A 12,640-nucleotide genomic window follows, 5' to 3' on the forward strand; every position below is an offset into this window, starting at 1 on the left:
CGAGCCGTACCACTGGAGCGGCTCAGCCTGTCGTCGTGGTGATGACCGTAGGCCATTAGCTCGCAACCCGCAACACACATCCTCACGAATCGGGGCGAGCGTGACCCACCTCACCGCACTTCACCGCGCTCCACCGCATGGGAAGAGAATGACGACCGTCTTGGTTTCACCCACAACGAGGAGTGATCTAGACTGGCCCGGAAAGGGAGGCCCTCACGATGCCGACACCCACGACCGAGCGCAGTCCGCTGACCCAGCCCGCAGCCGTCGACGCGCTCCTGCGGTTCCTCAACACGCACGCTTCGGGGCCGAGGCAGCTCCCGGAGCGCTTCACGGACGCCCGCAGCATGCACGCATGGCTGCTGGAGCACGACCTGGGCACGGAGGCCACCCACGTCACCGAGGCCGACGCGGCCGCCGCACGCGAACTGCGCGACGCCCTGATCACCGTGCTGCTGGCGCACGCGGGCGACAAGAACACCACACCCGGGGCACTCGCCCAGGCGGAGGAGCACCTGCGCGGCATCGCCGCCCGCTACCCCCTGATCACGGTCGTCACCGCCGAGGGAGCCGGCCTGGCGAGCACGCAGAGCGGCATCCCCGGGCTGTTCGGGACCGTGCTTGCGAGCGTCACCGAACTCGCGCACGCGGGCGTGTGGGACAGGCTGCGGGCGTGCCGCCACGAGCCGTGCCACTTCTGCTTCTTCGACCGGACACGCAACAGCTCGGCCGGTTACTGCGGCCCGAGGTGCGGTTCCCGCGCGTCCATGCGGGCCTACCGGCAGCGCAGGAAGGAGCAGGCCGCCGGAACGGCGGGCTGACCCCTCCGGCTGTGTCGCACCGATGCTCCGCCCCCGGCGCCCCGTGCCCGTGATATGAACCTCGAAGGACCGAACAGGCACAAATCGGGTGGGCCGTCCCGCGGGAGGGCCCTGCGCCGCAGCCCCGACGTCCGGACATCTGCTGACCGGCGGAAGGCGGGCGGACATGCCGCACTACGATCTTGTGGTCCTCGGCGCGGGCAGCGGCAACATGCTGATCGGGGACGAGTTCGCGCACCTGCGTTGCGCCATCGTCGAACCGGACCGCTTCGGCGGTACGTGCCTGAACCGGGGCTGCATCCCCAGCAAGATGTTCGTCGTCGCCGCCGACGCGGCCGAGGGCGCGCGGGCGGCCGCGCGGCTCGGGGTCCACGCCACCGTCGAACCGGTGGACTGGAAGACCGTCCGCGACCGGGTCTTCCACCGGATCGACCCCATCCACGACAGCGCGGTGGACTACCGACGGGACCACGGCATCGACGTGTACACCGAGGAGGCGCGCTTCATCGGGCCGAAGGTGCTGCAGGTGGGCGGGGAGCGGATCACCGCCGACACCGTCGTGGTCGCGGTCGGCTCACGGCCCCTCGTACCGGACGTCCCCGGACTGGACACCGTGCCGTTCCACACCTCCGACACCATCATGCGGATCGAGGACGCGCCCGCTTCTCTGGCCGTCATCGGCGGCGGTTTCATCGCGGCCGAGTTCGGCCACGTCTTCGGCGCGTTCGGGTCGGACGTCACGATCATCCAGCGGGGGCCGCGCCTGCTGATGGCCGAGGACGAGCAGGTGTCCGAGCGCTTCACCGAGCTCGTCTCCCGTCGGCACCAGGTCTTCCTCGGCGCCACCGTCACCGCCGTCGAACGTCGCCCCGGCGGCGTCGAGGTGAGTGTGACCTGCGCCGAGGGCGAGCAGGTCGTCCAGGCCGAGATGCTGCTGATCTGCACCGGCCGCCGGCCCAACACCGACCGGCTGGACGCGGCCGCCGGCGGGCTGGAACTCGACGGGCACGGGCACATCGTGACCGACAACACGTACCGCACGTCCGTACCGGGGGTCTGGGCCCTCGGCGACGCCGTGAACCACTTCCAGCTCAAGCACATGGCCAACGCCGAATCCCGTGTCGTACGGCACAACCTGCTCCACCCGGACGACCTGCGCACCCTGTCCAACCGGCTGGCTCCGCACGCGGTCTTCACCAGCCCGCAGATCGCGAGCGTCGGACTGACCGAGCAGGAGGCGCGCCGCCGCGGCGTCGCGTACCTGGTGAGCGTCCGCGACTACGCGGACACCGCCTACGGATGGGCCCTGGAGGACACCACCAGTTTCGTGAAGGTCCTGGCGGACCCCGGCGACCGGACGATCCTGGGCGCGCACATCATCGGTCCCCAGGCCGCGACGCTCATCCAGCCGCTGATCCAGGCCATGGCACTGGGGCAGACGGCCGACCAGGTCGGCCGGGAGGTGCTGTACATCCACCCCGCGCTGACCGAGGCCGTCGAGCAGGCCCTGCTGGACCTGTAGGCCCGGGATCCGGGTCCGCCCGGAGCGGTCCCGCCCGAGACGGGACCGCTCCGGGCCTTGACGCCCCGATGGTGAGAGCTCAGTGGTGAGGGCTACATCTTCATGTGCTTCATGTCGTGCGCGTCCGTTCCCCGACCCATGTCCATCAGCATCCGGTGGATGTCGTGGACCGGCGACGGCATGACGACGAAGGGCCGCATCATGCCCTCGTCCTCGTGGTCGAGGAGGTGGCAGTGGTACATGACCTTGCCGGTCTGGTCGGCGAGCCGTCCCGCCACGGTGACGAGGGTGTTGGCGTTGACGGTGATGGTGTCCTTCCAGCCGGACTCCTCCGGGGCGACCGGGACCGGGGCGCCGAGGGTGATGGGCTTCCTGGTCTGCGCCGTGGCGAAGTCCATGCCGGAGGAGTCGACGGCCCGCCGGTCGACGACCTGGAAGTTCATCAGGTGGATGTGCATCGGGTGGTAGATGGGCACGCCCTCGGGGGCGGCGCTGATGAAGTGCCACTTCTCCCAGGTGCCGGAGGCGGCGAAGAAGGTGGTGGTGTCCTCGAACATGGTGCTCGTGCGGCGTAGCGTCCGGGTGCCGCCCGGCATGTCGACCGTGACGATGCCGGTGCCCGGCGCCGTGCCGGCCGGGACCTGCTCCATCTCCCAGATCTGGGGCATGGCGCCGGTCTTGTCGAAGCTCAGCAGGACGAAGCGTTCGGTGGCGTCCTTGGGCACATCGGCGAGGGTGAGCCTGCGGAACGAGTTCGACAACGTTGTCGGAAGCGGGTGGAGCGCACGGCGCTTCTTCTCGACGCGGAACTGCATCACCTCCGGGAAGGGGACCATGAAGTCCGGCAGGGCCGCTCCGGCGGTCTGACCCGGGATCGTGTTGACGAGCTTGAGCTTCCTCCCGGGGAAGGCCGCGAAGTCGATGACGACGTCGGCGCGCTCGGCGGGCGAGAGGGAGATCGCCTCGTCGATGGTCTGCGGCTTGCCGAGCAGCCCCATGTCGGTGCCGATGAGCTTCATGGCGCCGCGTACGACCTTGCCGGTCTCCTCGTCGACGACGACCAGGCGGTAGACGCGGGTGGTGGAGACGTTCACCAGGCGGAAGCGGTAGGCCCGGGCCTGCACGTCCAGGTACGGCCACACCACGCCGTTGACCATGGTGAACGGGTTCAGGCTCGCCAGTGCGGGCGGGATGGTGCCCGGCATCGGCATCGCGCCGCCGCCCACGACCCGCTTCGCGAGGACCTGGCCGGTGAGCCGGCCCTGGGCGTCGGTGTCGAAGTTGACGTCCTGGATCGTCAGCGGGATCTCGTACTCGCCGCGGGGCAGTCCGAGCCGGTCCTCCTCCGCGTCGCGCACCACGTAGTTGCCGACCAGACCGGCCTGGACGTTGAGCGAGGTCACCGACATGGCGTGGTCGTGGTAGAAGAGGTGGGCCGCCGCCTGGTCGTTGGCGTACTCCCCCAACTGCCCGTTCCCGGAGGTGACTCCGAACTCCGCGGCGCCGTCGCTCAGGGCGTTCTGGTGGCCGCCGTGCACATGGACGGTGGTCCAGGCAGTGAGCCGCTCGACCTCGGGGCGGGGGGCGGCACCCTCGGCGCCGGGCCGGTTGTAGGGCAGCAGGCCGGGGCCGGGGCCCTCGGGGTCCACCCACACCGCCTTGATCGGCGTCCTGCCCTTGAGCTTGTTGTTCCAGGCGATCCGGACCCGCTCCCCGCTGCGGACCTCGATGGTCGGGCCGGGGAAGTGGCCGGCGTAGGTCCACAGCCGGGTCGGCGGCATCTGGGAGTGCAACCGGACATGGGACTCGACCATGTCGATCTCCGTGATCCCATGGCGCTTGGGGCGCAGCGCCGGCGGGACGCGCAGCGCGTCCCGGAACGGTTTCAACGTCGTGAACGTGGGCTCGTTCACGCCGTGCAGCGCATCGGCCGCCTCCGCCGTGCCCTCGAAGACGCCGGCGGAGCCGAGGACTCCGGTACCGGCGACGGCGACGGCCGCCGCGGTGACCCCGGCCATGCCGAGGACGGTCCGCCTGCTGGTCGTTGACATGTAAGTGTTCATCCTGTTCTGGGTGGTACGAGCGCGGGAGGCGGAGCTTCGAAGGGACGCACATGTGCCCCCTGGGTCCGGGGAGCGTCGCTCCGCGCGCCTCAGGACGGCGATGCCGAGCGGTCGACCGGCGACCTGAGGACATTCGGGCGCGGACGGATGCCGTCGGGCCTGTCGGCCATCGGCATCCCGCGTCAGGGCAGGCACGTCGGCCTGCCGGCCGGTCCCGACGAGGGTCCTGTCGGTCCGGCGCTCCCGGAGCGCGCATCCTCCCGGTGGGTTCGCCACCTCGGTGCGGCACTCGTACCCGGGCATTCCCCCCAGCCTGCGCTGAGCCCCCCGCGCACTATTTGCTCGGTCAAGCAAGTAGAACATTGGACTACTTGTACGTGCAAGTAGCTTGATTCGTCATCAAACCGGCGGCAATACGGGCCCGCGGACGCACGCCGCACCCCGCTCCGGCGTCCCCGCGGGATGCCGGAGCGGCCCACCCGGGCTCAGCCCAGGTAGAAGTCCCGGCGGGCGGCGACGAACTGCTCGACGGTCCGGGCGGGCACGCCCGTCACACGCTCGACGTCGTCGGACGCCCGGTCGTAGCGGTTCTCCCGGTGCAGCCGGCCCATGGTGGCGACGTGCGCCTCGACGTGCGGCGGCAGACCGGCCAGGCTGAGCACCTCGTCCCGCCACCGCTCCGGCGGCACGTCCACGTAGGCCACCTCACGCCCCAGCGCCCGGGAGAACTCCCCGGCCATCTCGGCCATGTCGAGCGTGCGCGGCCCGGTCAGTTCGAGGACCCTGCCGACGTGCGGGACCGGGTCGCGCAGGACCGTGGCGACGACCCGGGCGACGTCCTCCACGGCCACCGGAGAGGTACGCCCGGTGCCGAACGGCAGCGCGATCGTCCCGGTCTCCCGGATCGACCGTGCCGCCAGCGCGGTGAACAGCGGATTGTCCAGGAAGGACGTCGGGCGGACGTGGACCACCGGCAGGCCCGACCAGTTCAGCACCTGCTCCGCCAGCCAGTGCAGCCGCTGCTGGTGGGACTCCCCCGTGCTGGTCGCGGTCATCTGCGACACCGTCATCTGCGACATGCCCACCAGCGCGTCCAGCCGCCCGTACGCGCGGGCGACGCTCGCCACCACGGTCGCCGCGAGCAGGTGATCGGTCGAGACGGGCATCGCGAAGTACATCCGCCGCGCACCCTCCAGTGCCGCCGCCACGGTCTCGGGCCGGGTCAGATCGCCGGTGACGACCTCCGCGCCGAGCGCGCGCAGCGCGTCCGCCCGTTCGTCGTCGTGGCGGACCATCGCGCGCACCGGTACGTCCTGCTCACGCAGGAGTTCGAGGACGGCACGGCCCACGCCGCCGACCCCGGTGACGAGGACAAGATTGCCGGCAGCCATCGGTCGGTCTCCTTCTGGGTTGGCTGAGTTTGCGGTGACGGGTGTGGCCACGGACTCCCGTGGCGTACGAGGTGCCACAGGACGCGCGCTCCCACCCGCACTATTACGAGCATATGCTCCTATCTCTCGAGCGGCAAACGAGGTCTTCGCGCCTGAGCGACCGGTCACCCGCGCACCTATACTCGCCAAGAGGGAGCCGTTCGATGACCAGCAACAGCGCAGTCGGAGAACACCGCCGCGAAGGCGGGCCCGCACGGATCGAGGGCACGGGTCTCGAGGAGGTCCTGCACGGCGCCCTCCGTGAGGCCCTGTTCCGGATGGACGCCGTCGCCGCGGCGGTCTACCTGCTGGACCCGAACGGCGCCGAACTGCGAGCGGCGATGATCGCCGGCAGCCCGCCCTCCATGTTCACGGTCCCCTGCCGGATGACCATGGACATGCCCCGCGCGTCGACCCACGCCGTCACCACGGGCGCGACGGCGGTGCTGCCCGATCCCGACCCGGCCGACCCGGACCAGCGCTTCGCACTGCCCTATCCGTACGCGGCCCTGGCGTCCCCGGCCACCGCCGGCGGGCACCGCTTCGGCGCGCTCACCGTGCTGCGCCTGGAGAGCCACGGCGACTACGGCCCCGCCGACCACGCGGTGCTGCGGGAGATCGCGGACGCGCTGGCCACCGCCCTCGCCGAACTCGTGCGTCACGGCGTTGCCGTCACGACCGGCCCCGCACCCGCCCTCGTGCCGGTGTTCCACGCGAGCATCCACACCCCGGGCTGGGGGGTGCGCGGCGTCCCCGGCTCGTCCGGCGCCAGCCTGATGTACCCCCTGCGTCATTTCGCCGAGCGCCTCAACCAGGCCACGACGGTGGACCACGTCGTCGCGGCGGCCCGGGACTGCATCATGTCCCCCTTCGGCGCCGGAGCCGTGGTGCTGGCCTCGGTGAGTGCGGGCCGGCTCTGGGTCCTGGGACACAGCGGACCGTCCTCCGCCCTGGTCCGCACCGTCCACGGCGCCAGACTCGGCGCGAGCACTCCCGCGGCGGAGGCGGTGCGCGGGCACGCGCTGTTCCTGTCCGAGGGCGCACCACCGGACACGGACCCGTTCCGGCACGACGCCGGGCCACGGGCCGAGGCCTACCTGCCGCTCGTCGTCGGGAGCAGGAGCGTCGCCGAAGTGTCGCTGATGAACCCGCGCATCATCGGGGTGTGCTGCCTGGAGTTCGAGGGGGCCCGCGCGTTCCCGCCCGAGGAGCGGACGGTGCTCGGCATGATGGCCGGCATGCTGGGGGCGACGGTGGAACGCGTCGAACTGGGCACCCGGCAACGCGAGATCGCGGAACACCTGCAGCGCAGGCTCCTGCCGCCCGTCCTGTCCGAGCTGCCGGGGCTGGCCACCACCGCGCGCTACCGGCCCGCCACGACCACCTGCCAGGCGGGCGGCGACTGGTACGACGTGATCAAGGTGTCGGACGACCGGATGGTGCTCGTCGTCGGTGACGTGGAAGGCCACGACCTGGACAGCGCCGCCGTCATGGGCCAGGTGCGCACCGCGCTGACCTCGTACGCGACCGAGGGCCACCGCCCCGCCGTGGTGATCGACCGGACGGGCCGGCTGCTCGCCGAACTCGGCACGGAGCAGCTCGTGACCTGCTGCGTGGTCGCCCTGGACACCGCTGACGGTACGGCAGAGGTCGCTCTCGCCGGGCATCCGGCGCCGGTCGTACGGCGGCCAGACGGAAGCGTGGACGTCCTCGACGCGCCTCCGAACCTCCCCCTGGGCGTCACCACGCAGCACCCTTACCGCAGTTATGAGCACACACTGGCGCCGGGGTCCGTGCTGATGCTCTACTCCAACGGCCTGACCGACTCCCTCACCGGGGACCACGGCGCGTGCGCGCGGACCCTGCTCCGTGCGGGGGTCCGGGAGACCGGGGCCGCGGCCGACCTGGAACAGGTCGCCGACCGCATGGTCGCCGAGGTCTCCGGCCCCCGGTGGCGCCGGGACGACGCGGTGCTGCTCCTGGCCCGGTACGAAGGCGCCGCGGGCAAGGGGGCGCCGCGGGCGGCCAGCCTGCACGTGCAGCGGCGCGATCTGCACGGGGTCAAGGCGGCCCGGGCTTTCGTCGACGAGCAACTGCACGCGTGGTCGCTGCCGGTGGTGTCGGACACCCTCCAGCTGATCGCGTCGGAGATCGTGACCAACGCCCTCATCCACGCGGGCAGCGACGTCGACGTCCGGCTGCGGGCCTTCGGCGACCACGTCCGGCTGGAGGTACGGGACTCCGACAGCAACCCGCCCGTCCCCTCGCCGCTGGCCCTGGACGAGGAGGAGAACGCCGAGGCCGAGCACGGCAGGGGGCTGCTCATCGTGGAGGCCCTGGCCGGGCAGTGGAACACCTCGCCCAACGGCCGCGGCAAGACCGTCTCCCTGGACCTGCCCATCCCGCACGGCTGACGGATCGGGCGTGGACCGGTGCCTCGCGGTCAGTGCCGATGTGCGTGGTCGTGGTCGTGGTGGTCGCCGTGGTCGTGGCCCGCGGGCCGGCCGGCCAGGGTGCGGGCGCGCGCGGTGACCTCGCCCGAACGGACCACGTCCTGTTCGGCGAGCACGTCCTCCAGCGCGGCCAGCCAGAGCCGGTAGTAGTTCCAGGGACCGTCCGCCGGCGGTGCGTTCTCCCAGGCCCGGATCCGGGCGATCAGCGCGGCCTGGAACCGGGGCCAGGCGAAGGCACCCGCTGCGTGGAGGCCGACGGCCATGCCGAAGGCGCGGCTCTCCCACGGCTCGGCGAAGACCAGCTCGCCGTTGGAGCGGGGCGGCGCGGCCGGCCCGTCGACGTCCAGGGGCGCGGTCACGGCGTCGTCACCTTCGCCACGCCGACCATGGCGTCCCGGGTCACCAGCGGCACGAGTTCCTCCTCCGTCAGGTGCTCGGTGCCGGAGGGGCGTTCGGGCAGCACCAGCCAGCGCACCTCGCTGGTGGAGTCGCGGACGGTGATCCGCACGTCCTCGGCGAGGTCGAGTCCCATCTCGGAGAGCACCGTGCGCGGTTCCCTCACCACGCGCGAGCGGTAGGCGGGGTCCTTGTACCAGCTCGGCGGCAGGCCGAGCACCGGCCACGGATAGCACGAGCACAGGGTGCAGACCACCACGTTGTGGGTCGTGGGGGTGTTCTCCACGACGACGATGTGCTCGCCCTGAGGGCCGGTGAAGCCCAGTTCCGCGATGGCCGCGGTGCCGTCCTGGAGCAGCCGGCGCTTGTACTGCGGATCGGTCCACGCCCTTGCGACGACCTTGGCGCCGTTGAGCGGGCCCACCTGGGTCTCGTAGGTGGCGATGATCGTGTCCATCGCCGCCGGGTCGATCAGGCCGCGCTCGGTGAGCAGTTGCTCCAGCGCCTCGGTGCGCAGGGCCGGGGGGAGGTCGTCGCCCGGTCCGCCGGTGGAGGTCATCAGGGGGTCTCCAGGTAGCTCTCGAACAGCTCGGCGGTGACGGAGAAGGGCTCGGCGCCGGCGCCCCACAGTTCGCGGGAGTCGAACCGGACCGAGTAGACGTGCTGCGGGTTCTCGCCCAGGAAGTGCGCGTGGGTGTCCGGCAGCAGCGCGGCGGGCTGCACGAGCTCGACGACGCCGGGGTGTCCGCGCAGATAACCCGGCAGCCGCGTGTGCCCGGGCGGGGACATGTCCTTCGCGCGGACCCGCTCACCGACGGCGAAGGCCGGCGGGGTGTCCACGGTACGGAGCGAGCCCGGGGCGGTGGGAGCGTAGTCGGGGCGGGCCGGTTCGGGGACCGGTGGCTCCTCGACACCGGCGCCGCGCAGGTTGCGGGCGCGGGTCTCGACCGCGGTGGGCGCCAGGACGGCGCTCTCGGTGAGCACCAGCTCCGCGGCGTTCAGCCAGCGGCCGAAGTAGCCGTCGTCCAGGTAGGCGGCCCGGTCCAGGCGTTCCGTGGCGTGCCGGAAGGCGTCCACGTTGTACCCGGACACCTGGATGGAGAGGATCGCCAGCGCGAACGCCCGGCCCTGCCAGGGCTCGGCGAAGACCGGTTCGCCGGGTCTCGGCGGCCGGACGGGCCCCCATCCCCGCGTGCCCCCCATGTCCGCGATGCCCTCCATGGCGCGCCCTTCCGTGTGCCGGGACCACTGGCACATCAGCTTGGCCCCTGGGCGGCCGTTGTCCCCGGCGACACGGCCCGCGTGCCTCCCGGTTCCATCCGATGGGCAGTCGGGCCCGCGTCCTACCGGGGGTGGAGGAACTCCCGGGCTCCGCGCAGGCGGGTCCGTATGCGCCGCTGGGTGGCGCTGCTGTCGAGGCGGACGTCGAGGGGGCCGGGCACGGGGCCGTCGACGCGGCGCCCGGCGCGCAGCGCGGTGGCGTCGAGTCCGTCGCGGCGGGCGATGAGGCCGCCGAGTTCGTAGCGGTTGAGGGCGTCCGTCCCGCCGAGGTGGAACACGCCCGAGGCGTCGGACGTCGCGAGTTCCCACAGAGCGGAGGCGAGGTCCTCGACGTGCACCGGGCAGCGGACGTCGTCGGTGAACAGGACGCCGTCGCGCACGCCGGCGGCCAGGTCGTGGATCAGGCGCTCGTGCGCGGATCCGCCGTCGCCGATGATCAACGAGGTACGCGCGACCACGGCGGACGGTGCCAGGAGCCGCACCGCGGTCTCGGCGGCGGCCTTCGCCGCGCCGTACGGGCTGATGGGATCGGGCAGGCAGGTCTCGTCGTAGTGGACCCGGCCCCCGGAGAAGACGGCGTCACTGGAGACGTGGACCAGGCGGCAGCCGTGTTCCGCCGCGGCCAGGGCCACGCGGACCGAGCCGTCGGCGGTGACCTCCCAGTCGCTGTACCCGCTGCTGGCGTTGACGACGGTGTCGGGGGCCACCTCGGCCAGTACCTCGCCGAGGCGCCCCGGGGCGCGGAGGTCGAGGTGGTGCCACGGGACACCGGGGACCCCGCCGGGGTGGCGGGAGCGGTATGTCGCGGCCGTCTCGAGACCCGCGGCCGCGGCCTGTCGTACGAGTTCCCTGCCGAGGAACCCGCTGCCGCCGACGATGAGGACCTTCACGGGCTTCACGGTAGGGCAGCCGCAGGACCGGCGGGGCTCCTCCGCCCCGGAGGACGGCGAAGGCGAGGGAGGAAATTCCCGACGGGGCGACGCCCCCTCACCGGCCCGGGGACGAGTCGTGCTCGGGGCGCCGCGGCCAGGGGATCATGCCGGACGGGGAGGGCGCGCCGGTCGCCGGGGCGCCCGTGGTGTTCCAGGCCTTGATGACGGGGCGGTCGTGCTCGGTGCCGAGCCGGCTGACAGTGCCGGTGTCCAGGGCGAACAGCGATCCGGCCGACGGCGGCAGGCCGAGGCGGCGGGCGGTGAGGACGCGCAGGATGTGGCCGTGCGCGACGAGCAGCACGTCGCCCGCGGCGGGGTCGCGCAGCAGCGGCTCGACGCGGGCGAGCACGCGGTCGGCGCGGCGGCCGACGTCCTCGGGGCCCTCCCCCGGATGGTCCGGGGGGCCGGGGGCCACGCCGTCGGCCCACAGGTTCCAGGTCGGGCGGGTGCGGTGGATCTCGGCGGTGGTGACGCCCTCGTAGCCCCCGTAGTCCCATTCGCTCAGGTCCGGGTCGATCTCGGCGCCGGACACCCCGGCCAGTTCGGCGGTGCGTACGGCGCGGCGCAGGGGGCTGCTCAGGGCGAGGGCGATGTCGTGCCCGCGGAGCAGGTGGGCGACGCGGGACGCCTCCCCCTCGCCGTGCCGTGTCAGGGGCAGGTCGGTGTGGCTGGTGTGCTGTCGGGACAGGGTCCACGCGGTTTCGCCGTGGCGGAGCAGGAGCAGGTCGCCCATGGTCGTTCATCCACTTTCGGCACGGAGGAGGGGTGGTGCGGTGAGGCGGTGCGGAGCCCGCGCCGGCGGGCGCGGGCTCCGGCGGTGACTAGGCCTTGTCGTCCGCGGTGGTGACGGCGTGGCCGCCGAACTGGTTGCGGAGCGCGGCGATCATCTTCATCTGCGGGGAGTCGTCCTGGCGGGACGCGAAGCGCGCGAAGAGCGACGCGGTGATGGCGGGCAGCGGCACGGCGTTGTCGATGGCCGCCTCGACGGTCCAGCGGCCCTCGCCGGAGTCCTCCGCGTACCCCCTGAGGCCGTCGAGGTGCTCGTCCTCGTCGAGGGCGCCCACGGCCAGGTCCAGCAGCCAGGAGCGGATGACGGTGCCCTCCTGCCAGGAGCGGAACACCTCGCGCACATCGGTGACCGAGTCGACCTTCTCCAGCAGCTCCCAGCCCTCGGCGTAGGCCTGCATCATGGCGTACTCGATGCCGTTGTGGACCATCTTCGCGAAGTGGCCGGCACCGACCGCGCCCGCGTGGACGAAGCCGAAGTCGCCCGCGGGCTTGAGGGCGTCGAAGACCGGCTGCACCTTCTCCACGTGCTCGATCCGGCCGCCGACCATGAGGGCGTAGCCGTTCTTCAGGCCCCAGACGCCTCCGGAGACGCCCGCGTCCACGAAGCCGATGCCCTTGGCGGCCAGCTCCTCGGCGTGCTTCTCGTCGTCCGTCCAGCGGGAGTTGCCGCCGTCGACGACGATGTCGCCCGGCTCCAGGAGGCCGCCGAGCTCGTCGACCACGGACTGGGTCGGCGCGCCGGCCGGCACCATCACCCACACCACGCGGGGTGCGTCGAGCTTGTCGACCAGTTCGGTGAGGCTGCCGACGTCGGCCAGGTCGGGGTCCCGGTCGTAGCCGACGACGGTGTGGCCGGCGCGGCGGATCCGCTCGCGCATGTTGCCGCCCATCTTGCCGAGGCCGACGAGTCCGAGTTGCATGTCAGGTGCTCCTTCTGTGTGTCGCGGGTGTGG

At 72.3% G+C, this 12,640-nt stretch carries 11 protein-coding genes; 3 read left to right on the plus strand and 8 right to left on the minus strand.

Features of this window, described 5'->3' with window-relative positions; all coding sequences use genetic code 11:
• Positions 1-218: 218 nt before the first annotated feature.
• Positions 219-821 (plus strand): CGNR zinc finger domain-containing protein, encoded by a 603-nt coding sequence (locus ACFV3E_RS26470; protein WP_500536903.1) that lies wholly within the window; start codon positions 219-221, stop codon positions 819-821.
• A 166-nt stretch (positions 822-987) separates the two neighbouring features.
• On the plus strand, positions 988-2,343 hold the full coding sequence (locus tag ACFV3E_RS26475; protein WP_500536904.1) for a mycothione reductase: 1,356 nt from the start codon (positions 988-990) through the stop codon (positions 2,341-2,343).
• A 92-nt stretch (positions 2,344-2,435) separates the two neighbouring features.
• On the opposite strand, the gene ACFV3E_RS26480 is transcribed toward ACFV3E_RS26475, so the two are convergent.
• Positions 2,436-4,394: a multicopper oxidase family protein gene (locus ACFV3E_RS26480; RefSeq protein WP_500536905.1), complete on the minus strand. Its 1,959-nt coding sequence runs from the start codon at positions 4,392-4,394 to the stop codon at positions 2,436-2,438.
• A 497-nt stretch (positions 4,395-4,891) separates the two neighbouring features.
• Positions 4,892-5,797: an NmrA family NAD(P)-binding protein gene (locus ACFV3E_RS26485; RefSeq protein WP_500536906.1), complete on the minus strand. Its 906-nt coding sequence runs from the start codon at positions 5,795-5,797 to the stop codon at positions 4,892-4,894.
• Between the two features lie 203 nt (positions 5,798-6,000).
• Between ACFV3E_RS26485 and ACFV3E_RS26490 the strand changes: the two genes are divergently transcribed.
• Entirely contained in the window at positions 6,001-8,250 is a 2,250-nt protein-coding gene (locus tag ACFV3E_RS26490; RefSeq protein ID WP_500536907.1) for a SpoIIE family protein phosphatase, read from the plus strand.
• A 29-nt stretch (positions 8,251-8,279) separates the two neighbouring features.
• Here the strand turns inward: ACFV3E_RS26490 and ACFV3E_RS26495 are convergent, their stop codons facing one another.
• The 6 genes from ACFV3E_RS26495 to gnd form a co-directional block, all read right to left on the minus strand.
• Complete coding sequence (locus ACFV3E_RS26495; protein WP_500536908.1) at positions 8,280-8,648, minus strand: nitrile hydratase accessory protein; 369 nt, start codon at positions 8,646-8,648, stop codon at positions 8,280-8,282.
• Entirely contained in the window at positions 8,645-9,244 is a 600-nt protein-coding gene (gene nthA, locus ACFV3E_RS26500) for a nitrile hydratase subunit alpha (protein ID WP_500536909.1), read from the minus strand. Before nthA ends, ACFV3E_RS26495 begins: the two co-directional genes overlap by 4 nt.
• Positions 9,244-9,906, minus strand: a complete 663-nt coding sequence (nthB, locus tag ACFV3E_RS26505; RefSeq protein ID WP_500536910.1) for a nitrile hydratase subunit beta — start codon at positions 9,904-9,906, stop codon at positions 9,244-9,246. The genes nthA and nthB overlap by 1 nt, the downstream gene beginning before the upstream one ends.
• A gap of 122 nt (positions 9,907-10,028) precedes the next feature.
• A complete protein-coding gene (locus ACFV3E_RS26510) occupies positions 10,029-10,856 on the minus strand; it encodes an SDR family oxidoreductase (protein WP_500536911.1) in 828 nt (275 codons plus the stop codon).
• 97 nt (positions 10,857-10,953) lie between these two features.
• Positions 10,954-11,631, minus strand: a complete 678-nt coding sequence (locus ACFV3E_RS26515) for a histidine phosphatase family protein (RefSeq protein WP_500536912.1) — start codon at positions 11,629-11,631, stop codon at positions 10,954-10,956.
• An 88-nt stretch (positions 11,632-11,719) separates the two neighbouring features.
• On the minus strand, positions 11,720-12,607 hold the full coding sequence (gnd, locus tag ACFV3E_RS26520) for a phosphogluconate dehydrogenase (NAD(+)-dependent, decarboxylating) (RefSeq protein WP_500536913.1): 888 nt from the start codon (positions 12,605-12,607) through the stop codon (positions 11,720-11,722).
• Positions 12,608-12,640: the final 33 nt, after the last annotated feature.

Origin of the sequence: Streptomyces sp. NPDC059718, from assembly GCF_042733315.1 — a bacterium.
GTDB lineage: Bacteria > Actinomycetota > Actinomycetes > Streptomycetales > Streptomycetaceae > Actinacidiphila.

Coding starts and splice junctions, on each gene's coding strand:
- ACFV3E_RS26470 (WP_500536903.1), top strand. CDS start 219: ATGCCGACACCCACGACCGAGCGCAGTCCGCTGACCCAGCCCGCAGCC.
- ACFV3E_RS26475 (WP_500536904.1), top strand. CDS start 988: ATGCCGCACTACGATCTTGTGGTCCTCGGCGCGGGCAGCGGCAACATG.
- ACFV3E_RS26480 (WP_500536905.1), bottom strand. CDS start 4,394: ATGTCAACGACCAGCAGGCGGACCGTCCTCGGCATGGCCGGGGTCACC.
- ACFV3E_RS26485 (WP_500536906.1), bottom strand. CDS start 5,797: ATGGCTGCCGGCAATCTTGTCCTCGTCACCGGGGTCGGCGGCGTGGGC.
- ACFV3E_RS26490 (WP_500536907.1), top strand. CDS start 6,001: ATGACCAGCAACAGCGCAGTCGGAGAACACCGCCGCGAAGGCGGGCCC.
- nthA (WP_500536909.1), bottom strand. CDS start 9,244: ATGACCTCCACCGGCGGACCGGGCGACGACCTCCCCCCGGCCCTGCGC.
- nthB (WP_500536910.1), bottom strand. CDS start 9,906: ATGGAGGGCATCGCGGACATGGGGGGCACGCGGGGATGGGGGCCCGTC.
- ACFV3E_RS26515 (WP_500536912.1), bottom strand. CDS start 11,631: ATGGGCGACCTGCTCCTGCTCCGCCACGGCGAAACCGCGTGGACCCTG.
- gnd (WP_500536913.1), bottom strand. CDS start 12,607: ATGCAACTCGGACTCGTCGGCCTCGGCAAGATGGGCGGCAACATGCGC.